General features: G+C 62.2%; 21 protein-coding genes and 3 pseudogenes. 16 read left to right on the forward strand and 8 right to left on the reverse strand.

The genetic code is table 11. From position 1 onward, the window contains the following. A partial coding sequence (locus tag RHODMAR_RS24960; protein ID WP_157226211.1) for a DDE-type integrase/transposase/recombinase occupies positions 1-453 on the forward strand: 453 nt, incomplete at its 5' end. A gap of 19 nt (positions 454-472) precedes the next feature. After that, positions 473-673, forward strand: a complete 201-nt coding sequence (locus RHODMAR_RS27190; protein WP_081606113.1) for an IS3 family transposase — start codon at positions 473-475, stop codon at positions 671-673. Positions 674-894: 221 nt separating this feature from the next. Here RHODMAR_RS27190 and RHODMAR_RS24965 read toward each other — a convergent pair. After that, a pseudogene (locus tag RHODMAR_RS24965) lies at positions 895-1,527 on the reverse strand (IS30 family transposase); the annotation flags it as partial. A 2-nt stretch (positions 1,528-1,529) separates the two neighbouring features. On the opposite strand from RHODMAR_RS24965, the pseudogene RHODMAR_RS27765 reads away from it, so the two are divergent. Further along, a pseudogene (locus tag RHODMAR_RS27765) lies at positions 1,530-1,800 on the forward strand (integrase core domain-containing protein); the annotation flags it as partial. A gap of 120 nt (positions 1,801-1,920) precedes the next feature. On the opposite strand, the gene RHODMAR_RS24970 reads toward RHODMAR_RS27765, so the two are convergent. After that, the gene (locus RHODMAR_RS24970; RefSeq protein WP_008720393.1) at positions 1,921-2,262 is read right to left on the reverse strand and encodes a DUF4873 domain-containing protein; all 342 of its coding nucleotides are present in this window, start codon (positions 2,260-2,262) and stop codon (positions 1,921-1,923) included. A 132-nt stretch (positions 2,263-2,394) separates the two neighbouring features. On the opposite strand from RHODMAR_RS24970, the gene RHODMAR_RS24975 reads away from it, so the two are divergent. The 5 genes from RHODMAR_RS24975 to RHODMAR_RS24995 all read left to right on the forward strand — a co-directional run bounded on the left by RHODMAR_RS24975 (position 2,395) and on the right by RHODMAR_RS24995 (position 7,925). Then, positions 2,395-3,363, forward strand: coding sequence for an AurF N-oxygenase family protein (locus tag RHODMAR_RS24975; RefSeq protein WP_008720396.1), 969 nt, complete (start codon positions 2,395-2,397; stop codon positions 3,361-3,363). Positions 3,364-3,521: 158 nt separating this feature from the next. Then, entirely contained in the window at positions 3,522-5,036 is a 1,515-nt protein-coding gene (locus tag RHODMAR_RS24980; protein ID WP_008720398.1) for a flavin-containing monooxygenase, read from the forward strand. 39 nt (positions 5,037-5,075) lie between these two features. Next, positions 5,076-5,945: an SDR family NAD(P)-dependent oxidoreductase gene (locus RHODMAR_RS24985; protein ID WP_008720401.1), complete on the forward strand. Its 870-nt coding sequence runs from the start codon at positions 5,076-5,078 to the stop codon at positions 5,943-5,945. Continuing rightward, entirely contained in the window at positions 5,942-7,012 is a 1,071-nt protein-coding gene (locus tag RHODMAR_RS24990; protein ID WP_008720404.1) for a ferredoxin--NADP reductase, read from the forward strand. Before RHODMAR_RS24985 ends, RHODMAR_RS24990 begins: the two co-directional genes overlap by 4 nt. Beyond that, entirely contained in the window at positions 7,002-7,925 is a 924-nt protein-coding gene (locus RHODMAR_RS24995; protein WP_008720406.1) for an alpha/beta fold hydrolase, read from the forward strand. The genes RHODMAR_RS24990 and RHODMAR_RS24995 overlap by 11 nt, the downstream gene beginning before the upstream one ends. Here RHODMAR_RS24995 and RHODMAR_RS29260 read toward each other — a convergent pair. Continuing rightward, a complete protein-coding gene (locus RHODMAR_RS29260; RefSeq protein WP_008720407.1) occupies positions 7,903-8,295 on the reverse strand; it encodes an AMP-binding protein in 393 nt (130 codons plus the stop codon). The two genes, RHODMAR_RS24995 and RHODMAR_RS29260, sit on opposite strands and share 23 nt — an antisense overlap. 133 nt (positions 8,296-8,428) lie before the next feature. On the opposite strand from RHODMAR_RS29260, the gene RHODMAR_RS25000 reads away from it, so the two are divergent. Next, entirely contained in the window at positions 8,429-9,181 is a 753-nt protein-coding gene (locus RHODMAR_RS25000; RefSeq protein ID WP_008720409.1) for a TetR/AcrR family transcriptional regulator, read from the forward strand. 31 nt (positions 9,182-9,212) lie between these two features. Here RHODMAR_RS25000 and RHODMAR_RS25005 read toward each other — a convergent pair. Then, positions 9,213-9,728: pseudogene (locus tag RHODMAR_RS25005) on the reverse strand (transposase); the annotation flags it as partial. A 715-nt stretch (positions 9,729-10,443) separates the two neighbouring features. Here RHODMAR_RS25005 and RHODMAR_RS25010 point away from each other — a divergent pair. After that, positions 10,444-10,998, forward strand: a complete 555-nt coding sequence (locus tag RHODMAR_RS25010; protein ID WP_008720413.1) for a PaaI family thioesterase — start codon at positions 10,444-10,446, stop codon at positions 10,996-10,998. Between the two features lie 16 nt (positions 10,999-11,014). Here the strand turns inward: RHODMAR_RS25010 and RHODMAR_RS25015 are convergent, their stop codons facing one another. Next, positions 11,015-12,490 carry an MFS transporter gene (locus RHODMAR_RS25015; protein WP_394855464.1) on the reverse strand — a complete coding sequence of 492 codons (1,476 nt, stop codon included), beginning with the start codon at positions 12,488-12,490 and terminating at the stop codon, positions 11,015-11,017. A gap of 203 nt (positions 12,491-12,693) precedes the next feature. Here RHODMAR_RS25015 and RHODMAR_RS25020 point away from each other — a divergent pair, with 203 nt between their 5' ends. From RHODMAR_RS25020 to RHODMAR_RS29520, 5 genes are all read left to right on the forward strand, one after another. Further along, a complete protein-coding gene (locus RHODMAR_RS25020) occupies positions 12,694-13,398 on the forward strand; it encodes a TetR/AcrR family transcriptional regulator (protein ID WP_008720417.1) in 705 nt (234 codons plus the stop codon). 427 nt (positions 13,399-13,825) lie between these two features. Beyond that, positions 13,826-15,505, forward strand: a complete 1,680-nt coding sequence (locus RHODMAR_RS25025; RefSeq protein WP_008720419.1) for a Mu transposase C-terminal domain-containing protein — start codon at positions 13,826-13,828, stop codon at positions 15,503-15,505. A 4-nt stretch (positions 15,506-15,509) separates the two neighbouring features. Next, positions 15,510-16,448 (forward strand): TniB family NTP-binding protein, encoded by a 939-nt coding sequence (locus RHODMAR_RS25030; RefSeq protein WP_042940308.1) that lies wholly within the window; start codon positions 15,510-15,512, stop codon positions 16,446-16,448. Then, complete coding sequence (locus tag RHODMAR_RS25035) at positions 16,445-17,677, forward strand: TniQ family protein (protein ID WP_008720420.1); 1,233 nt, start codon at positions 16,445-16,447, stop codon at positions 17,675-17,677. The genes RHODMAR_RS25030 and RHODMAR_RS25035 overlap by 4 nt, the downstream gene beginning before the upstream one ends. 581 nt (positions 17,678-18,258) lie before the next feature. After that, positions 18,259-18,705 (forward strand): hypothetical protein, encoded by a 447-nt coding sequence (locus tag RHODMAR_RS29520; RefSeq protein ID WP_308198557.1) that lies wholly within the window; start codon positions 18,259-18,261, stop codon positions 18,703-18,705. Between the two features lie 152 nt (positions 18,706-18,857). On the opposite strand, the gene RHODMAR_RS28440 is transcribed toward RHODMAR_RS29520, so the two are convergent. The 3 genes from RHODMAR_RS28440 to RHODMAR_RS25050 form a co-directional block, all read right to left on the reverse strand. After that, a complete protein-coding gene (locus RHODMAR_RS28440) occupies positions 18,858-19,007 on the reverse strand; it encodes a hypothetical protein (protein ID WP_155289453.1) in 150 nt (49 codons plus the stop codon). Positions 19,008-19,062: 55 nt separating this feature from the next. Continuing rightward, complete coding sequence (locus RHODMAR_RS28445) at positions 19,063-19,302, reverse strand: hypothetical protein (protein WP_198289535.1); 240 nt, start codon at positions 19,300-19,302, stop codon at positions 19,063-19,065. A gap of 254 nt (positions 19,303-19,556) precedes the next feature. Then, positions 19,557-20,015 carry a class I SAM-dependent methyltransferase gene (locus RHODMAR_RS25050; protein WP_080733148.1) on the reverse strand — a complete coding sequence of 153 codons (459 nt, stop codon included), beginning with the start codon at positions 20,013-20,015 and terminating at the stop codon, positions 19,557-19,559. 414 nt (positions 20,016-20,429) lie between these two features. Here RHODMAR_RS25050 and RHODMAR_RS25055 point away from each other — a divergent pair. Continuing rightward, positions 20,430-21,616, forward strand: a 1,187-nt coding sequence (locus tag RHODMAR_RS25055; RefSeq protein WP_042940309.1) for an MBL fold metallo-hydrolase, incomplete at its 3' end; no start/stop codon positions are given.

Raw genomic sequence — 21,616 nt, forward strand, 5'->3', positions numbered from 1 at the left:
GCGCTGCTCAACGAGTACGACATGGTCGTCAACCGCAAGCTCGTTCGGGCGTTGATGCGCGAGCGAGGCCTGGTCGGGCTACCGACACCGAAGCGCCGCAAACCGAACCTGGTGGGCTTGTCCACCCCAGCTGACCTCGTCGAACGCAAATTCACCGCTGACGCGCCGAACGAACTGTGGTGTACAGACATTACGGAGCATCCAGCGCGCGACGGGAAAGCGTATTGCTGTGCGGTGATCGACTGCTTCTCCCGGAAGATCGTCGGACGGGCGTTCTCCACGGTTGCAGATACCGCACTGGTGAACAACGCGGTGAACATGGCCGCTCGGGAGCGATCCCTCTGTGGTGCGACGATTCTGCATGCTGATCACGGAGCGCAGTTCACCTCCTGGAGCTGGGGTGAGAATCTACGCCGGTCGGGACTGACACCCTCATTCGGGTTCGGTCGGTGACTGCTTTGATAACGCGGTCATCGAAGCGTTCTGGGGACGAATGCAGGTTGAACTTCTCAACTCCAGGCGATGGGCAACGACGTTCGAGTTGGTCGTTGCGATGGCCAACTGGATCGACACCTTCTACAACACCGACCGCGTCCACAGCTATATCGGTAACATCAGCCCCGACCACTACGAAGCCCTCTGGGCCTCGACAACACCATCCCAACTCCAGTAACCCACGGGCGAGATTACGGGCACACATCAGTTTGCGAGTGGTCGAACACCGACAGAATCGGGAATGTCGGGATTTTGCAGGCCTCCTCGCCGTGCCGACGGTCAAAGACACAGCGATGGTCACCACGGCGCTGAAGATGGCGTTGCGGCGACGAGATCACGGTGGACACCGCGTCGGCTCAGGGCTCATCCATCACAGCGATGCCGGCAGTCAGGGCGGATTCAACCTGTCGTCGCAACACAGTGCCGTGAAGCCGAGTGTATCTGCTCCGCAAGCACTTCCGCTGGGGTTCGCCACCCAAGTGTTTTGCGCGGGCGGTTGTTGAGTGCATCCGTCACGGCCTGAACGTCACTTCGACGGTATCGAGCGAGATCGGTTCCCTTCGGAAAGTATTGTCGCAGCAATCCATTAGTGTTTTCGTTCGTTCCCCGCTGCCAGGGGCTGTACGGGTCGCAGAAGTACACACGGATCCCGGTTTCTGCGGTCAACTCCGCATGACGTGCAAGCTCCTTGCCGCGGTCCCAGGTCACCGATCTGCGCAGGTGCTTTGGCAGCGGTGTCATCGCAGCCTGGAGTGCATCGCGGACCGACTCCGAACGGTAACCGGACAACGCCGGCCCGTTCTTCACCGGGGGCGCATCCCCGTACCCATCCTTACGTGGCAGATGCAGCAACGTGGTGAATCTGCTGGTGCGTTCGACAAGCGTGCCCACTGCGGACCTGCCCAGCCCGATGATCAGACCTCCTTCCCAATGCCCTGGCGTTTTGCGATCCGCGACTTCGTCTGGCCGCGAGCCGATGGTGACGTCATCGGTGATGAATCCGGTGCGGAGCTTCTTCGCTCGAGGGGGCGGCATCTATCGGCAGCGTCGGGGATGCGTACGACAATGCGTTGGCCGAGAGCACAATTGGGTTGTTCAAGACCGAGGCAGTATCGAAGAGAAGCCCGTTCCTAAACGGCCCGCTCAAGACCATCGACGATGTCGAGTTCGCCACGATGGGATGGGTCGACTGGTTCAACCAACGCCGCCTCCCACAGCACCCTCGATTACCTCACACCAGACGAATTCGAGAAGGTCTACCACAGTCAAGAATCGGCTCTCCGCCCGGAGATGTTGCAAGCGTAGGAGCGGCAAGAAACCCGGGACGGTTCACTGACACGGCGCGCCGTCTGGTGGCGTTGCTGCACCGCCTGGGCGCTATCGGACTGGATGCTGAGGAACGCCCCAGGGCGCAAAGCGGGTCGGTCAACCCTGATGTTCACTCTCTGCTATCGAGTCAACTTCCTCGAGCGTGGTGGGGATGTGGTACGGCGGTCTGCTCGTGCCCGAGATGCGATAGCGGTCCCAGAAATCAGGGTCGCCCACGACGCACTCGGCGCGTCCCTCAGGTGTCGCAAAGACGGCAACCGTGCGCCTTCCCGAGAGGGCGGCGTGGAGCGCATCATTCTTGTCGATCCTGCCGTACCAGGTGTATAAGCCGTTGAGGGGCTGGAAATAGCCTTTGATCTTCACCCCGACAGCAATCTCCTTGCCACGGCACACCAATGTGCCCTCGCCGGAGTAGTCGAGATCGTGGTCGTCAGACACGCAAGGCTCACTTTCTTCACATCAAACATTGACAAAAGAACGCACTGGCGCAGACACTATCAGTATCTGGTACCTGGAGTACGGGTATGAAGTCGAGACTCAGCTCGGCCCGGAACGCAACGGAGGTGTCACATGACCGTTCAAAATGTGGAGACCAAGCCCGACGTCTCAACGGAAGGCGCTGCGCGTGTCAGCGCCCGCAAGCCCGTCGACATGCAGAGATCTGCCGGCCGACTGCTGCGGGCGGCGGCCGAAAAATTCTATGACGCGGAGATCGACATCGATTGGGACTCACCCTGGGAGGAAGGAAAGTACTTCCTGCCAGAGCATCGGGTCTCGCTCTACGGCACCAAGCTGTGGGAGAAAATGAGCGATGAGCAAAAGGCGGAACTCGGGCGCCACGAAATCGTCAGCATCCTCAGCTTCGGTATCTACGCGGAGAATCTGCTCAGCTCGGCGCTGCTCCGAACATCCGCCAAAGGCGCCCTGACAGATCAAAGGTCCCTCTACGCCCTTAACGAGATCGGCGACGAGGCACGTCACTCGACGATGTTCGCCCGACTGATCAACAAGACGGGCCTGGCACCGTACAAGTTGCCGAAGGGGTTCTTGAGCATCGCGAAGATCTTGCACTTTGTGCCTCTCGGCCCGTCCGTGTCCGGCGCGACTCTGCTCATCGAGGAGATCCTCGACCGCGCTCAGCGCGAGGCGATGAATGACCCGAAAATGCAGCCGCAGCTGCGCCAGCTCATGAAGATCCACGTTCTCGAAGAGGCCCGTCACATCACGTTCGCGCGGCTGGAAATGGTGGAAGGGATGCAGCGTCGCGGACGCATCTCGCGCGCTTGGCATAGAGGCACGTTAGCGGCCATTGCGAACTTTGCATACCCGTTGCTCATCAATCCGAAGGTATATCCCGATGTCGGAATCAGCCGTCTGCGCGGCCTGTGGGCGCAGCAGACGAGCCCGAACTATCGCGTCAACTTGCAGTTCATGTCCGAGCCAATGATCCGGTTCTTCCACGAGGCCGGAATGATGGAGGGGAAGTTCACGATGGCGATGTGGCGCGCAACGCGCAGCCTGCCCGACGATCTGCGCTAACACGCCCGGCCCGGTCCGCGCGTCCCACAGTCCATTCCTCGACCCCACGACCGGATTCCTCCGTTCGTGGGCTTGGGCGGATGACATTCCCACACCTGCCACGCGTCACGGCGCGCCGTGCGGGTCCGTTTTCTGCATTCGATCAGGAGATTTTCACAATGCCGTCCTCCAACGCCAAGTCCGCCGCCCCGGCGACAGACCCGGGAATAACCGAGCCCATAACTACCAAAGTTCTCATCATCGGCAGCGGCTTCTCTGGCCTCGGTATGGCCGTCCAGCTCCGCCGACGCGGGTACAGCGATTTCATCGTTCTAGAAAAGGCCGACTCCGTCGGTGGGACGTGGCGCGACAACACCTATCCGGGATGCGCGTGCGACGTACCGTCACTGATGTACTCCTACTCGTTCGAGAGTCGCGGTAGCTGGTCGAAGGTGTGGTCCTCGCAGCCCGAAATCGAGCAGTACCTGAAAGATATCTCCAACAAGCGTGGTGTCACTCAGAAGATCCACTTCGGGCAGAAGTTGGTCTCCGGATACTGGAGCGAGTCCGAATCTCGGTGGCACCTGCATACCGAGTCGGGCCGGGAGTACGTCGCGCAGTACGTCGTGTCCGGTGTCGGCGCTCTGCACATCCCGAATTTTCCGAACATCCCCGGAATCGACGAGTTCGCCGGCCAGGCGTTCCATTCGGCACAGTGGGACCACACAGTGGATCTCCAGGGCAAGCGGGTGGCCGTCATTGGCACCGGTGCCAGCGCGATTCAGTTCGTGCCGTTCGTGCAGAAGGACGCCGGCACACTCACGGTCTTCCAGCGAACCCCGGCTTGGGTACTTCCACGCAAGAACTTCGCGGTGCCGCCGGTACTTCGGACGCTGCTCAGCAAGATCCCCATTACTCGCCGCCTCGCTCGGTGGTCGGTCTACTGGGGCGCAGAGAGCCTGGCCTTCGGGCTCAACGGCCACTCCAACCTTATGCGACCAATCGAAAAGGTGGCGAAATGGAACATCGAGCGTTCTATCACCGACCCCGAGCTACGCCGGAAGCTGATGCCGTCCTACCGCATCGGATGCAAGCGCATCCTGGGATCGAACGACTACTACCCTGCGCTCGCCGCCCCCAACACGACAGTGATCAGCGATCGGATCGAAAAGATCACTGCCGATTCGATCGTCACCCCTGACGGCGTGTCACACCCTGTGGATGTGATCATTTACGCCACAGGGTTCCATGTCACGGACGGGTTCGATCAACTCGCGCTCAAGGGCGCTCGGGGCGAGGACTTGCCGTCGCACTGGCACCGGACGGGCATCAATACCCACCTCGGCATCACCACCGAGGGCTTCCCGAACCTGTTCTTCCTGCTCGGACCTAACACGGGTCTTGGGCACAACTCTGTCGTATTCATGATCGAGCAGCAGATCAAGTACATCATGAAGGCCATCGACGCCGTCGACAGTCGAGGTGCGGAGCGCGTTGATGTGCGGGCTGAGGTTCAAGAACACTTCAACAAGAGCATCCAACACAAGCTCGCCAAGGGCGTATGGACCAACGGCGGATGTACGAGCTGGTATCTGGACTCGCAAGGTGTCAACCGTACGGTGTGGCCCGGGTTCACGTGGCAGTACTGGCGAGCGACGAAAGACTTCGAGCCCGCCGAGTACGAGATCGCCTGACAATCCAACCGTAGGTCATCGAGAAGTGAGTATCCGACAGTGAGTAGTTCGACAGCAGGCAATTACGCGACCCAGGTCGCAGTCGTCACGGGAGCCGCCTCAGGGATCGGGCGGTCCCTTGCCCTCCAACTGGCCGAACGCGGGGCCAGCCTTGCCTTGTCCGACGTCGACGAAGTGCATCTCGAGGAGACGGCGGCCATGTGCCGCACCGCGCATCGGGCGACCGTCGAGACCGCCGTGTTGGACGTGGCAGATCGTGCTGCGTTCCAGGTTTACGCAGAGAGCGTGCAGTCGTCTTTCGGGCGCGTCAACATGGTGTTCAACAATGCCGGCGTCGCCCTCGGCGCCGACGTTGTCGACATGTCCTGGGAGGATTTCGACTGGCTGATGGGCATCAACTTCGGTGGTGTCGTCAACGGGACCAAGGCGTTCCTGCCTTATCTGATCGCCTCTGGTGATGGTCATCTGGTAAACACCTCCAGCGTCTTCGGTCTGGTCGGGATCCCCAGTCAAAGCGCTTACAACGCCGCGAAGTTCGGTGTGCGTGGCTTCACCGAAGCGCTTCGGCAAGAGATGAAAATCAGTCGGCATCCGGTCACGGTGACATGCGTTCACCCCGGCGGCGTCAAGACTAATATCGTCAACAACGCTCGTGGTGTATCCGATATGGGGGCAGATACCGCCACCATTGCCTCGATGTTCAACAACATCGCCAGGACCACTCCGGAGAAAGCTGCGTGCGCCATCCTCAAGGGAATGGACAAGAAGAAGCCCCGAGTGCTGATCGGCGCAGACGCACGTGGCTTCGACTTTGTCGCACGCGTTGTCGGTCCGCGCTACCAGGACATCTCTGCGCCTGTCACACGCGCGGGCTACGCCTTGGCTCGTAAGCGGGGGATCATCAAATGACCCTCGAACAGGAGAATCGGCCGGGCACCACCGCGCGATCGCGAACGCTGACCGTGTCGGAGGTCGTGCAGGAGACCAAGGACTCCGTGAGCATCGCCTTCGAAGTGCCTGACGAGATCGTCGACGATTTCAAGCATCTACCCGGGCAGTTCATTACGTTGAAGATCCCGTCCGACCAGACGGGCCACGTCGCACGATGCTACTCGCTGAGCAGTTCGCCTCATGTCGATGACTTCCGCCTCGAGATCGGGGTGAAGCGCACCGCTGGGGGGTATGCGTCGAACTGGTTGTGTGACAACGTTTCCATCGGCATGGAGGTGACCGTCCTCACGCCATCGGGAAAGTTTACCGCTAAGAGCCTCGACGTCGACTTGCTCTTCTTCGCTGGCGGAAGCGGCATCACGCCGGTTCTGTCGCTGGTGAAGTCGGCCCTGGTGTCGGGCAGTGGCGAAGTTGTCCTGTTCTACGCAAACCGTGACTCCGATTCGATCATGTACGAGCGCCAGCTTGAGCAGATTAGATCTGAATTCGCCGAGCGGTTCACTTTGGTTGACTGGCTTGAGTCGGAGAACGGGATTCCCACATCAGAGGCTGTAGAAAAGATTATTCGTGAACACAAGGGATCGGCGATTTTCACCTGCGGGCCTTCCCCTTTCATGGATCTTGTGGAAAGGTCTGCCGCCGCATGCGGAGTGGATCATTCGGATGTACATCGAGAGGTATTCCAGTCGCTGACGGGTGACCCGTTCGACACCGCAACACTGCGTCGACTCAGTGACGACGAGGGTGTAGCTACGGCCACGGTTTATCTGAACGGAGAGTGCATCACCACGGAGTGGCCACGTAACACGCCTCTGCTCGATGTGCTGCTCTCGCGAGGGCACAACGCCCCGTACTCGTGCCGAGAGGGCGCATGCAGCGCGTGTGTGTGCAAGCTCATCGATGGCGATGTCGAGATGGTGCAGAACAACATCCTCGTAGACGACGACATTGAGGACGGCGAGCGACTCGCGTGCCAGGCACTTCCGCTCACCGACGCTGTGACGGTGAGTTTCGATGACCTCTGACTCCTCGAAAGCTGGCCTATTGTCGCGGCGGTCGCGGGAGGTTCTCTCCAGTGACGGCACGAGGCTGTTTGTCGAGGAGTACGGGCTCGGTGATGATGCGCCGCTGCTGGTGTTCAGCCACGGGTGGGCTTGCCAAGGTCGGTTCTGGAGACCTCAGATCGAGCACTTCGCCACCACACACCGTGTGGTGGTGTATGACCAACGAGGGCATGGCTGGAGCGACCGGGGTCGCGCGCCCTTCTCTTCGTCGGTGCTTGGCGACGATCTCGAGGCTGTCTTGCGCGCTGTCGTCACGTCTAATCGTAAGGCATTGGTGACCGGTCACAGTATGGGCGGGATGTCCATCATGGGTTGGGCTGCCGAGCACCCGGAGTCGGTGCCCGTCTTATCCCGTGGTGCCGTCTTGGCGAGTACCGGCCCCTCGCAGTTGGTGAGTAGATCGACGCTAATTGGGTCGCCACGTCGATTCCGCGCCTCACTGGAGCGGGCATTCGCAGCCGGGCTCGCCACCGCGGGACCGGAGATGCTTGACACTCGCTTCAACCGACGGTTGGTGAAATACGGGACGATGGGTCGACACGCGCCAGCAGACGTTGTGGCTGAGTGTTCCGACATAGTACTGCGGTGCCCCCCTGAGGTTCGGGGAATGTGGGGCAGGGTCCTGGCCACCATCGATGTAAGCAAAGGAATCGACTCACTTACGGTTCCGACGACCGTGATCGTGGGCTCGGCCGACAAGTTGACACCCGCGGTTCATTCCATTGATCTCGCCGACCGACTGCAGCAGCGCCGCCGGTTGCATGAGTTCGTGGCGTTGCCACAGATCGGTCACATGATCAACATGGAGGCACCAAACTATTTCAACGAAGCAGCGGCCCGATTGGACGCAGTCACGGTAGGCGATGGCTTTTGAACCGTCGACCGGACACACATGAGCTCGTGAGACGGCCACGATCGTCGACAGGCCGCGCGTGTCCGAGTTGGGAGGGGTCCATCGAGGCGTACAGCATCGATGGCATCGCCACGGTGATCTTTTTTGCGTCGATGGTGCGCAGCACCTCGGCGGTAAAAATTTCGGCAGCACCATCATCGGGCCGCCTTTCGTCAGGGTCGGCACGAAGAACGCGGCCCCAGCATGCGACAGCGGGGTGCACAACGAGAATTTGGGGTACCCGGCCATTCTCACTCCGAAGAGTTGAATCTGCGTCATCGTGAACATTGCCGAAGCCTCCGATGGCTCCCTTCGGCTTTCCGGTCGTGCCGCCGGTGTATGTGATCGACACGGTGCGATCCGGCGGACGATCGGCTGCTTGAGGGAGGGTGCCGAACCGCTGCGAGCGAACCGAGAGGTTTCAGCGAACGGCTCTCCAGCCCGACTCGCTTGAGAGGACCCTTCCGGGTATTGTTAACCCCATAATGTCATTCGTCCGCCGCGTTTCATTTACTCCATCTCAGGTGCAGCGTCGAGTGGCCGATGCCCGTAGCACCCGCTGGGATGAGCATAGAGTCGAGGTACGCGCGCAGCTGGTCGACGCGACCATACGGATCATCGAACGGTATGGTGCAGGCGTCAGCATGGACGACATCGCTGCGGAGGCCCGTGTATCTAAACCAAAGCTGTATCGCTACTTTGGCGACAAAGCGGGCTTGAACGCGGCGGTGGCGGCGAAACTCGGTGCGTTGATGTGGGATTCGGCGAAAGTCACTATTCTCGCCGACCAAGATTATCTTTCGGTTGACGACATGCTTCGCTCGTCCGTCCAGAGCTACGTCACGCTCGTCGGGCAGTATCCCACGGTCGTCAGATTCCTTATGGCGAATCACTTGTTTCAGTACTCCGGATCGGGAAATGGCGGAGTTGCTGACGAACTGAGGTCGGTGATGGAGGTCGTCGCCGATCGGTTCACTGAAAGTCTTCAGCGTGTTCACGCAGATACTTCGGTCATTCCCTTGGCCGTGGCGTCCATTCTGGGTTCTGGTCTATCTGCGACTCAGTGGTGGATCGACAACGGTCGTGAGCAAGGGGTGGATGATACGTTCTTCGCCGCACACCTATCAGAGACGACATGGGGAATCATCGACGGCGCGGCCGCAACCGTAGGCGTGGCCTTCTCACGCAGTCTGCCATTCAGCCATCCCGGTTTCGCGTCCCGCCACAAAATGGACTGAATCATCCTAGATATCCCAGAATTGTAACTTGTCAAGCTGCGTCGGGTTGTTGCGCGGTGCGGTGTGCCCAAGCGGTGTGTTCGTCGTATTCGGTGCGGTGGCGTAGGCACCCGTGCAGGAGCCCGACAAGTCTGTTGGCGAGTGCGCGGAGCGCTTGGTGGTGGAGGTCTTCGGTAGCACGGTGTTGGTCGTAGAACGCGCGAGCGGCCGGACTCTGGCTGAGGGCGCAGAACGCCCACCGGTCGATGGCATCGTAGAGCCGCCGGTTGCGGATATGTCGAGCCAGTACGGCCCGCTTCTTGCCCGACGCAACTGTCAGGGGTGACGTACCGGCGTAATTCTTGCGAGACTTGGCGTTGGTGTAGCGGTCGACGTCGTCGCTGAATTCACCGAGCCCCGGGCGGCGAGGATGACACCGATTCCTGGCAGGGAGAGGTAGATGGCGGCGTTGCGTGTCAGCGTCCGGGTGTGTTTCAAAATGGCGGGTCAGTTCGGCTTCGAGGTCGCCGATCTGACGGTTCAACTCCGCGATCAGCGCCAAGAGTGCGCCGGCATCGCGCTCGACCTGCGCTGCGAACGCCTGCAACCACGAAAAGCGAACGCTACCGAGCCCGTTTCTGCGCCCGCTGCGCACTCCGCGACGACCTCCATGCAATCTTGGAATTCGATAACGAGGACATCGCGCTGGACGCCCTCCTTCAAGCGTTGGGCGCAACAAATCGACCTCAGAGCACGGTCATCTTGATGCGAGGCGCGCAGGCCTCGCCTGCGGCCGCGGAGCGGCAGAGATTGGGGTCGTCGAAGCATTCGGCCGAGGCAGGTCGGGTGTGAGATAGTTGCATTCGCGAGATGCCCTTCGTGGTGGCTGGAATGTTCCCTAGACAAGAACTATTCTCACACCATCACAGGGCATTTCGTGTTTACGCCCCAGCCAAGGGCAACCTCACCCTGGCAGGGGTCAGGTCACTCTGGTCCCATGCTCATGGCAGACGACATTCGTCGCTCGGATACCGAACCCCGAACGATGTCCACTACAGTTACGGGCAGTCCGCAAACGCGGCCTCAGAATAGTCATCTCCAGGTCCGAAATCCTCGCGGCAAATCACTTCTCTCTTTAAGCTATGTCGGCTTGGTCGATCCTTTAGTGCAGTTGACTTCTGACATAGTGCAGTTTGTCTTTTGAAACTGACAGCGGTGCAGGCCGAGCGCGCGAAGACGCGACAGACTCGGCACAGTTCTTTTCACGACAGAGAGGTCCGACCATGAAGAGAATTCCGGACGAGGTCAGCGGGTCGGCCGGCCCCGCTATCGAGAACTGGGCGCGCTCGTTCTGGAGCACGACTTCCGAGTCGCCTGATCTACCGCCCCACCACCCCGACTGTCTTGGTTGTGGGCCGGAGAACCCGCACGGCCACGCCCTGTCGGTCCAGCGTGACGAGAACGGCGTGGTGGCTCACCATGTGTTCGATCAGCGTCATGTCGGGGCACCCGGGATAGCACACGGCGGCGCGGTGGCGACCGTTCTCGACGATCTGTTCGGCTTCCTGCTCTACACAGTGGGTGAGCTCGCCGTGACGCGGCGTCTCGAGCTCGACTATCTAGCGCCGGTTCTGCTCGGCACTCCATACGTGTTGCGTGCTGCGGTTCGGTCTCGTGATGGGCGCAAACTGGATCTCACGGCCACGATGGACGATGCGCAGGGCCGCTCGGTAGCCACCGCTACTGCCCTGTTCGTGGTTGTCGAGGTCGAACACTTCATGCAGTCCCAAGCCCGAGCCCAACTCCGGGCCACAGACACGAATCACACCGAAGAATAGACATCCTGGCCGACCTTCACCGACGTCCATCACCCGCGGTGGCTGTCGTACGGCTGCGTCTACCTGGTGCAACGACGGCGAGGACGAGTGCCCCTGCGGCGGTCAGGGCCGCCAACGCCAGTGTCGCCTGACCACTTCCGTGTACGAATGCGGCTTTGGCGAACTCGGCCAGCGGCTGGCCAGCTGGTCCTGCGCGGTCGGCGACCTGCAACGCGGCGGCCAGAGAATCGGCCACCGGACCACGGGCAGGCTCGGGTAGCTGGGGCAGAGCCGGCTGGATGTGCTGAACGTAACCGGCCGCGAGCACGCTACCGGCTACCGCAATCCCAATCGCGGCACCGATTTCGCGAGCTGCGTCGTTGACCGCGGCAGCCACCCCGTGCTTGGCCTCAGGAGTGTCCGAGACGATGGCGAAAGTCGCAGGAGCGGTACACAACCCTAAACCCGCGCTCATGATGAGCAAGGGCCACAGCAGGTCAGGGTAAGTCGCCGCGACGGTCAGTCTGCTCACCATCACCAGTCCCGCCGCGATGGTGAGCAGACCTACAGTGGTCATCACCCGCAGCCCAACAATGTTCGACAGCCAGGGTGCAATCACCGAGATCGCGATGAGCGGCACGACCATAGGGGTCAACGCCAATGCGGCGGTGAGTGGTCCATAACCGAGAATCAACTGCAGATACTGCACCAACAGCAAGAACACCCCGAAGGTCACCAGAAACTGGATACAGACAGACAGTGCGCCGGCACCGAAGCCACGGCGGGCGAACAACCGGACATCGAGTAGGGGTGCCGAGGAACGTAGTTCTACGACGACGAACACCACGACCGCGAACAAGCCCACCGCAGTGCTGATGGCGACGAGCGAATCCGTCCAGCCACGGGCCGGAACCTCGATCACAGCGAAGACGATCGCCCCGACTGCGACCACTACGGTCACAGCGCCCACCCAATCGACCGGTGGATGTTCCTGTTGGCGGGACTCCGCGATACTGCATGCCAACCCGGCCAGAACCGCTCCGGCGACGGTCAACCCGACGAACACCGAGGTCCACGACCACTGTTCGAGCAGCACTCCAGCCCCGAGGATGCCCAGGACCGCCCCGGATCCAGCAACCCCGGCCCACACACCTACAGCGCGACCGCGATGCGCCGGTGGAAATCCCGCGGTCAGTATCGACAGCGTCGAGGGCATGACCAGCGCCGCACCCGCCCCAGCCAACGCGCGAGCTGCGATCAGCCACGTCGGGTCAGCGAGAAACAAGGGTAATGCCGACGCGAAAGCGAACAACGCCAACCCCGCCACGAGCACCCCGCGGCGACCGTACCGGTCACCGATCGCTCCGGCAGGCAGAACGAAGCACGCCAGTACCAGCGTATAACCGTCGACTATCCAGGTCAGTTGAGCTTGCGTTGCCCCTGTCGCGACCGCGATCTGTGGCAACGCTGAATACAATGCCGCCATTGCGGCCACCACCAACGCGACCGCCATGCACGACACAATCAACATCCACCACTGGGCACCGCTCCATCGAGCGACGCTGGCAGAGTCGGATCTACGTTCGTTCAACGGCCAGCCTCTCAGTTCGAGACTGATCGTCTCGGTACGAGACTATTAGTATCACAACTCTGCGGGTGTGACAGAATGGTCAAGCGAGGACATGTCTTGTCAGTCAAATGGAGCGGAGCCCGTTCATGGTCGACCCTCCCGTTGCAACCGAGGGCCCGGCCGACCCCCGGCTGGCGCGCTCACGTAACCGGTTACTCGAAGCGGCGGGCCAGCTGCTGGCCACCGGCGGTGTCGAGGCGGTCACCGTGGAGGCGGTCACCCGCATATCGAAGGTTGCACGTGCCACGCTGTACCGCCACTTCGGAAGTACCACCGACCTGCTCGCTGCAACCTTCGAGCGACTACTACCCCCAGTCGACACTGCTATCGATACCGGTCCGCTACGCGAACGTCTGATTTCGTTGCTCACCACCCAAGCCGACCTCATCGACCAAGCTCCGGTGCAGATGACCACGCTGGCGTGGCTGGCAATGGGACCCGTCAACAGCGGCGACGCCAGCCGGCGCGATCTCGATCCTGGCGCGGTGGTCTCACTTCGGGCTCGTGTCATAGAGCAATACCGCAAGTCCCTGGATCAGATTCTCACGGCCCCTGACGCCCGCGCTGTGCTCGGCGAACTCGATACCACCTTCGCCCTCATTCAGCTCCTCGGACCGATAGTGTTCGCTCGCCTTACAGGTCTGCGTCACATCCACGCAGACGACTGCATCCGAATCGTCGACGACTTTCTCGCCGCCCATGCCACAAGTGTCGGATCAAGAACTTCGCGCGACAACAGCCATACGTGGCCAGCCGCGATCCTCAACTCGCAGCCCAACGCCGACCAGTAAGGCTTCGTCGAAGACCGCGCTGCCACAACGTGTGCCGCATCCTTCGATCTCAGTACCCTTGGCCCGGAAGTGAATCCGCATTTCCAGCCTGTCTTCACGACGTATCGATCACCACCCGCGAAAGAGTGGAGTCGACAACTCAAGACAAATCAGTAACCCCACGCTAATAGTGCGTCAACCAGTCGGGGATTACTGCAGCCCTCTTCGGCAACAACCAAACGTAGGCGTAGGAACGCGGAGTGCTAGTGCAGGGGACTTCTGACATCGTGCAGCCGCCTTCTGAAACTGACAATTCGTGTCAACTTCAGAAGACGGCTGCACTCTTTGCAGGCGTTTCGAGGGTGAGTGCGCGTGTCTTCTGACATTCTGATGTCAGAAGTGCGGTGCACGGTCGCACGCTCGGCTCTCGGTGACAGGGAGGCTTGTGATGGACCCCGACAAGCTCGACGTCGTGGAGACCGGTGTGCTGACAGCGTCGGGGGAGCGGTGGTCTCAGGCTGAGGCCCGTTTCGCTGTCCTGGCTCCCTTGCTGGAGATGCATCCGGTGCGTTCGGAAGCGGTCGACGATGCCACGCAACGGTTGGGATTGTCCAGGCGGCAGGTCTACACGTTGATCGGCAGGCTCAGGAACGGGACGGGGACAGTCACCGATCTTCTGACGAAGGTCTCGTCGGGAGGGCGTGGCCGCAGCCGAGTGACGGCTGAGGTCGAGGAAGTGATCAGCGATCAGCTCACCCGCTATTTTCTTCACCGCCAGAAGCTGAGTGTCGCTGCGCTGCACAGACGTATAGCACTGGCGTGCCATCGCGCAGGTCTGCCAGTGCCGGCCAGAAATACCGTCACCGCGCGTATCGCCGCGCTCCATCCGGCATCGGTGGCCAGGTCACGCGGAGGACCCGATGCCGCCCGCCCACGTCAGTCCGCCGGCGACAGTCCACCGACGGTTTCGGGGATTCTCGATCAGGTCCAGATCGACCACACCGTCGTCGATCTGATGGTCGTTGACGAGTACGAGCGGCAACCGATCGGCCGCCCCTACCTGACGATCGCTATCGATGTCTTCAGCCGTTCCGTACTCGGGTTCGTCGTCACTCTGGAGCCGCCGTCGTCGATATCGGTCGGGTTGTGCCTGGGCCGCGTGTGCTGCGAGAAGCAGACATGGCTGGAGGCATGCGAGCTCGCGGAGCAGGTGCAGTGGCCGATGGCAGGGAAGCCGAAACAGCTGTATCTCGACAACGCCTCCGAGTTCAAAAGCGAAGCGCTGCGCCGCGGATGCGCCCAGCACGCCATCACACTCGAATACCGCCCTCCGGGCCGACCGCACTACGGCGGGATCGTCGAACGAATCATCGGAACGGCGATGACGGCGGTGCACGAGCTGCCTGGGACCACCTTCTCGAACCCAGCGGACCGAGGAAGTTACGACTCGGACAAGCACGCGGCGTTTACATTGCGTGAGTTGGAGCGCTGGCTGGTCCTGGCCATAGCCTCGTATCACGCGAGCGTTCACACAGGGATTGGGAACACTCCGGCCGCCGTGTGGGCCGGCGAGGTCGCCGCAGTTGGTCACGCCCCTCGTGTGGTGCTCGGCGAAACTGCGTTCCTTGTGGACTTTCTTCCCGTCATCCGGCGACGTCTGACGCGCACGGGCTTCGTTCTAGATCACGTGCATTACTTCTCGAACGCGCTCAAACCGTGGGTTGCGCGTCGAGAGGACTTGGGGCGGTTCGTGATACGACGTGACCCACGCGATTTGAGCAGAATCTGGGTCCTCGAACCAGACGGTGCCGGCTATGTCGAGGTGCCGTACCGGACGATGTCACATCCCGCGGTGACACTGTGGGAGCACAGAGCTGCTATCACCCGTCTCCGCGAACAAGGTCGGTCGAACGTCGATGAGAGCGCACTGTTTTCGATGATCGAGCAGATGCGCGAGGTCACCGACCGCTCGCAGAAAGCCACCCGCAAAGCCCGGCGCAACCGTGCCCGCCGCACGCATCTCACCGGCGACGCGTCTGCACCGATCCCGGCGCTCCACCCGCCGGCGGAGCCTCGAGCGGACGGCGGCACCGCAACGCCTGTCTTCAGCGACATCGAGGAATGGTGAGGCGATGACCGCATCGACAGGAAGCAGCGACGAACCCACCGAGTCGTCGAGCGAGGATTTGGGGCACCTGCGGGAGTCGGTTCGACCGCTCACCGCACTCGACGACGCGGAGCGGATCCGGTTGATCCGGTCGGAGAGGTGGATCGGGTATCCGCAGGCCCGTGCGGTCATCGACCATCTGGAGACGTTGCTGTCGTGGCCGGACCGACAGCGTATGCCGAACCTACTGTTGCTCGGTCCGACGAACAACGGCAAGTCGATGACCATCGAAAAGTTCCGGCGCACTCATCCGCCGATCAGCTTGTCCGACCGCGAGCAGATACCGGTGTTGTGCATGCAGATGCCCCCGGACCCGTCACCCGGCCGGTTCTACCTCGCACTGCTCACAGCGTTGGGAACCCCGACCAGGCCCCGCAATCGGGTCCACGAACTCGAACAGCAAGCATTGATGCTGCTCCGCGCCACCGGCGTGAAGATGTTGATCATTGACGAGCTCCACAACGTTCTCGCCGGCCGCGACAACGTCCGCCGCGAATTCTTGAACGTGCTGCGGTTCCTGGGCAACGAACTACGCATTCCTCTTGTCGCTGTCGGAACCCGCGATGCCTACCTCGCCATCCGGACCGATCCCCAGCTGGAGAACCGATTCCACCCCATGACTTTGCCGGTCTGGACCAACACTGCCGACACCAGATCACTGCTGGCCAGCTTCACCACGAGCTTCCCCCTCCGTAAACCCTCGCACCTGACATCACCGGAGATGACCGACTACCTCCTCACTCGCTCCGAGGGCACCATCGGTGAACTGACAACGCTGCTCACTGCCGCAGCAGTGACCGCCGTCGACAGCGGAGAGGAAGCGATCACCTCATCGGTGCTCATGCGCACTCCGTACGTCGGTCCCACGGAGCGACGCCGCCAGTTCGAGCGCCACCTCGCGTGAACGCGCGGCTCGCGGCGATGCCCGATGATGCGTACGTTCGCCCGTGGCCGCTGCACCCGCCGCCACTGCCAGGTGAGGCCCTCTCGTCCTGGTTGGCCCGGATATGCGAGCTGTATCCGCACATCAAGCCTTCTGACCTGCTTGCAGACCTCGATATCGATTGTGCTGTCGAGGATCTCGACCGCTACACACCGGAGCGGATACTCGCCGAGCTGGCCGGTCGCGGCGCAGTCCCGGTAGAGAGGCTGCGGATGATGACGTTGGCGGGGTGGACACCGTGGCTGCTTGACAGCACCGACCCCGCCGACTGCGACTTCGACATCTACGTCCACCAACTCTCGATCCTGCTACCGGCCGACCTCGCGAGGGAGGATCGACGACGCCGCACACCCACGAGCGAAGCATGGTTGCCGTGGGCGAGCACTCCGCGCAGTCGGGCATGCCCGGTATGTCTCGACAGCCTCGAATCCACTGCTGATATCAACATGACTCTGCTGCACCGATATCCGGTGCTGAGCAGCTGCCTCGACCACCGTTGTCGACTCGAACCCTGCTCTGCTTTCCCTGGTCATGCAATCTTCTGGGACCAGGTCCGGTTCGGTTCGGACGAACGGGTCTCGCCCGTTTCGGTTCCCTCAGCGGTCACGGACCTCGATCGGCGCAGCACCGAGGCTCTGACGACGGGATGGGTGGAACTCGGCCCAGGCCGGGTACATGCCGCAGTCTGGTTTCGGCTTCTGCGCACCGTCGTCGACGAGGTGTCCTCGCCACTGGTTCGCACCGGACGGTGGGCCACGAGGCTCGTTGCGATCTGGAGGGCCGCCGGTCGTTCTCGCCCGCTCCGGACAGCGTGGGTTCCATTCGAAGAACTGCACTGGGACGAGCAGACGAAAGTCCTCGAGGCCGCAGCGATCGGCATTGCGATGGTCGAGAACGGTGAGATCGATGCCGGCGGTGCGCACGCATCTCTGCTGAGCCCACGACCGTATGAGCCGGTCGATCCTGGGACAGCTCCGACGCGCTCGTCTTATCCCGCACCTGAGCGCGATTTATGGGCTGACGCGCACGCTGCGGCTGAGGCCGCCATCGCGGCAGCGCGCGTCGATCCCGCATCCGCCAGTTCGTTGTACAACTTCCTGCGCTGGGGGTGCCGCACCGCAGCGGAGCTGGATGAGACGGTGCAACTGTTCCTCGACCACGGAATCCCGCTGCAACATCCGCCGACATAGCTATCGCCCGATGGAGCGGGGTCGTCCGCGATGCACGCGCGGCGACAGCCGAGAAGGCCGTTTTCGCGCCGGGGTCATAGTCACCAACGGTATTTGTGCGGTGACCGCCGAGAATTTTCCTTCCCGCACCGTCCTTGAGGAAACGCCAGGTGAGCGTAGTTTCTGTTCGATAAATGTGTAGGAGGTGCCCGCTACAGTCCTGCATATGACAGAACGCCAGCTCGCGGACGGCTCGAACACGGTTCCGGCTGCGTGTCGGGTGGTGCGGCGGTGTTTCCTGCTTTACCGCCGGAGGTTGCCGCTCGGATCGAGCGCTCGATCGCTGCGTCTCGCTCCGCCGGCGCCCGGCGGGCCTACGCCTCGGCGTGGAGACGCTTCGAAACCTGGTGCGCCGCCACCGGGTATATCTCGTTACCGGCGCATCCCGCGACGGTGGCGGCCTATCTCGTCGCCGCCGGCGGACACGCTCACCGTCGACGACGGGATGCGGGCGTATGCGCCGGCGACGTTCGGCAAATGGATCGCGGCGGTCGCGCGGACGCCACCGCGCTACCAGACACGACAACCCGGGCGGGCACGAGATGGTCCGCGCCACCCTCGCCAGTATTCGGCGGGATTACGCGTCGGCGGGCGAGCGGCCACGCAATCCACGCGCACCGCTGCTGACCTCCGACATCACCACCATCGTCGATCATGCACGTCTCAGTGTGACCGGGTGGGCGTCGGAGGTCCTCAAACGGCGCGACACCGCGCTGCTTCTGATGGGCTATACCGGCGCATTTCGTCGTAGCGAACTCGTGGCGCTCGAATGCGGCGGTGTCCGCCGCGACCGCCTCGACGGTGCGCACGTACGGATTCGGGCGTCGAAGACCGATCAGGACGGCGTCGGGGCCTTCAAAGCCCTACCGTTCACCGGCCGTCACGAATCCTGCCCGGTCTGCGCGTGGGTACGTTGGCTGCAGGTCGTCGCGGCGTCCTCCACGTGCACCTCGCTACGTCGACGACCCAACGCCGCCGGATCGCGGTGATCGACGGCACCCATTCCCGGCAGCTGTTACCCCCTCCGGGGCGCGCGGAGATCGTTCGGGCTGCGCTGGACGTGGCGCGTACGGCGCGCCTGCACGAGCTGGCAGCCGTGATCGGCGGCATCATCGCCCGCCTCCCCGAATCCGGTTGGCCGTCAGAACTGTTCGCGCGGCGAGACGCCCGCGTCCTGATCTTCGCCTCGACCGGTCTGCCGTACACCCAGATCGCGGCCCTGCGGCACTGCAATGTCACCGCCGATCCAAGGATCGACGCCCTTCGTATCGACACAGGCCGCGGCGTCCACACTGTCACTTCCCCCGGCACTGACGGGGGCGGGGTATCTCGCCGCGGATGGTGTATCAGCGCTTGTTGGAGGTGCTGGGCCATCGCACGCGGTATCCGAGTACCCGAATGCTCTCGATGCCGTGGGCGGTACCGGACTCGGCGGATTCGACCGGTACGTCGATCCGGCCGATCGGCAGCCGCTGTCGACTGCGATCGACCGGTTGGGCCACACCCCGTTGATTGCGACCCCACTCACGTCCCGTGCGGTCGCCGACATCGTTCGAGCCCACCTGGACGGGCGAGTACCTGTGCACCGACTCCACTCGGTGCAGGCACGGCAACCGAGCGCACAGCTCGTCCCGTAGCCCGCCTCGGCTTCGGTACTCGACCCCGGATACTACGAATACGGGACCCAGGCACGCCGGGACGCGCACGAGCTACTCGGTGGCGTCGATTCAACGCTCGACGACCGTGCGGATGCACTGCTGAAGCGGCTTCTCGCGTTCGTCGAGGCAGAAGTACCGGAATATGGTCGGCCGCGCGTGCCGCGCCCATCGTACCTGCCCGTTCAGGACACCTTTCGGGCGTGAAGACGCTCGACGAGACCGAGAGTGAACCGGTCGATGTCCTCGATGGAGAAGCTCTCGTCACCGGTGATCGCGAGCGAGGACCGTCGCAGAAAGTGCACGCCACCGATCGGGATGCTCACCAGTTTCAGGGCGCGTTGGATCCATCGAACCGGCCGGATCGACGAGGCGACGTGATCGGCGGGGAGCATTGTTCCACCTGGACGCAGCACTCGCGACATTTCCGAGAGCGCGATGTCCGGGGCTGGGATGGCGCAGAGCGAGAACGTGCACACCATGGTGTCGAAGGATGTATCGGGGAAGTCCAGAGCGTGAGCGTCCCCGAGCGGCGGGTGCGCATCCGGTCTGACGTCGGTGTGGGCGCGAGCCGTGTGGTCACGACATTGGTGGTCATTGAGGCCAGGTGCACTGCATCGACAGCAGTCGTGTTGGAAGGTCATTCCGGCGTTCGAGCAGGTGGTGCAAGGACACGTGCCGAGGTATACGCCACCCTCTCCTTGATTGATCGTACGGATGTACGTACATTATGGATGAGGCTAGTCGCCAATTCTGACAAACGTCACACTCGGGAGGAATGAAATTCCCTCGTCCGCCCCGAGTCGGCGAGTGCCGGACGGCTGAGGAGGACGTGATGGTCGGCAACCGCTGCGGTGGCGCTGTGAGTCGTTGCGCCTCGCTGGATCAGTCGGTTGCGATGCCCCTGGTCGCCCAGTGGAATGCCGCCCACTTCACCTCCACCCCGCAGGAATCGGAACCGTGCGCCTCGACGCACAGAACCTGCAAAAATACCCCACGGGGTACCGTGGATTCTTGACACCCATACGAACGCCGCCACGATCGACAAGGAGATTTCGATGCTTCTCGAACGCATCTACGACGAAGACCTCGCCCAAGCCGGATACTTCATCGGCTGCCAGGCCAAAGGAGAGGCAGTGGTGGTCGACGCCCGCCGCGACATCGGTGTGTATCTGGATCTGGCCGATCGGCATGGCATGACCATCACCGCCGTGACCGAGACCCATATCCATGCCGACTACCTGTCCGGCACTCGCGAGCTGGCCAAGGCCACCGGGGCGGTCACCTACGTCTCAGGAGAGGGCGGCGACGATTGGCAGTACGGCTTCGAGGCCGAACGCCTCCACGATGGCGACACGCTGGCTCTGGGCAACATCACCGTGCAAGCCGTTCACACGCCCGGTCATACCCCGGAGCACCTCTCGTTCCTGGTGACCGACGGTGCCTTCGCCGATGCTCCGGGATACATGTTGACGGGCGACTTCGTCTTTGCCGGTGATCTCGGCCGCCCGGACCTACTCGACGAAGCTGCCGACGGTGTCGACACCCGTTTCGAGGGTGCCAAACAGATCTTCCGCAGTCTGAAGCGGTCGTTCGTCACGCAGCCAGATCATATCCAGGTCTTTCCGGGTCACGGTTCGGGCAGTGCCTGCGGAAAAGCTCTCGGCGCGTTGCCGTCGACCAGCGTCGGCTACGAACGTCGTTTCGCTTGGTGGGCCGGGTATGTCGAGCGCGACGACGAGCAGGGCTTCGTCGATGAGATGCTCGACGGCCAACCGGATGCACACGCCTACTTCGGCCGGATGAAGCGTCAGAACAAGCAGGGCCCGGTCGTTCTCGGGCCACTCTCTCCACTGCACGAGTACGACTCCACCGAATTGGCACGCGCCCTCGACTCCGACGAGGTCGTCCTCCTCGACACCCGCGGCCAATATGAGGTGCACGCCGGCGCTGTCCCCGGAGCGCTCAACATCCCCGGTATCGGCAAGGCAGCCTCGTTCGGTGCCTGGGTCTACGACCCCGAACGAGAGGACACTCCACTGGTGGTGCTTGCCGAGGACCGCGCCGTCGCCGACGAGCTACGTGATCACCTGCTGCGGGTCGGCATCGATACGGTGACCGGGTACGTCACAAGTCTACGAGGATTTCCCATGACGACACCCGAGACGATCGGTGCGGACGAGCTGGATTCGTTCGACTCGGCAATGGTGCTGGACGTGCGCAACAAAACCGAACACGCCGACGG

Source organism: Rhodococcus sp. AW25M09, from assembly GCF_000333955.1.
Classification (GTDB): domain Bacteria; phylum Actinomycetota; class Actinomycetes; order Mycobacteriales; family Mycobacteriaceae; genus Rhodococcoides.

Coding starts and splice junctions, on each gene's coding strand:
- RHODMAR_RS24975 (WP_008720396.1), top strand. CDS start 2,395: ATGACCGTTCAAAATGTGGAGACCAAGCCCGACGTCTCAACGGAAGGC.
- RHODMAR_RS24980 (WP_008720398.1), top strand. CDS start 3,522: ATGCCGTCCTCCAACGCCAAGTCCGCCGCCCCGGCGACAGACCCGGGA.
- RHODMAR_RS24990 (WP_008720404.1), top strand. CDS start 5,942: ATGACCCTCGAACAGGAGAATCGGCCGGGCACCACCGCGCGATCGCGA.
- RHODMAR_RS24995 (WP_008720406.1), top strand. CDS start 7,002: ATGACCTCTGACTCCTCGAAAGCTGGCCTATTGTCGCGGCGGTCGCGG.
- RHODMAR_RS25000 (WP_008720409.1), top strand. CDS start 8,429: ATGTCATTCGTCCGCCGCGTTTCATTTACTCCATCTCAGGTGCAGCGT.
- RHODMAR_RS25010 (WP_008720413.1), top strand. CDS start 10,444: ATGAAGAGAATTCCGGACGAGGTCAGCGGGTCGGCCGGCCCCGCTATC.
- RHODMAR_RS25015 (WP_394855464.1), bottom strand. CDS start 12,490: ATGGCGGTCGCGTTGGTGGTGGCCGCAATGGCGGCATTGTATTCAGCG.
- RHODMAR_RS25020 (WP_008720417.1), top strand. CDS start 12,694: ATGGTCGACCCTCCCGTTGCAACCGAGGGCCCGGCCGACCCCCGGCTG.
- RHODMAR_RS25025 (WP_008720419.1), top strand. CDS start 13,826: ATGGACCCCGACAAGCTCGACGTCGTGGAGACCGGTGTGCTGACAGCG.
- RHODMAR_RS25030 (WP_042940308.1), top strand. CDS start 15,510: ATGACCGCATCGACAGGAAGCAGCGACGAACCCACCGAGTCGTCGAGC.
- RHODMAR_RS29520 (WP_308198557.1), top strand. CDS start 18,259: ATGGTCCGCGCCACCCTCGCCAGTATTCGGCGGGATTACGCGTCGGCG.
- RHODMAR_RS25050 (WP_080733148.1), bottom strand. CDS start 20,015: ATGACCTTCCAACACGACTGCTGTCGATGCAGTGCACCTGGCCTCAAT.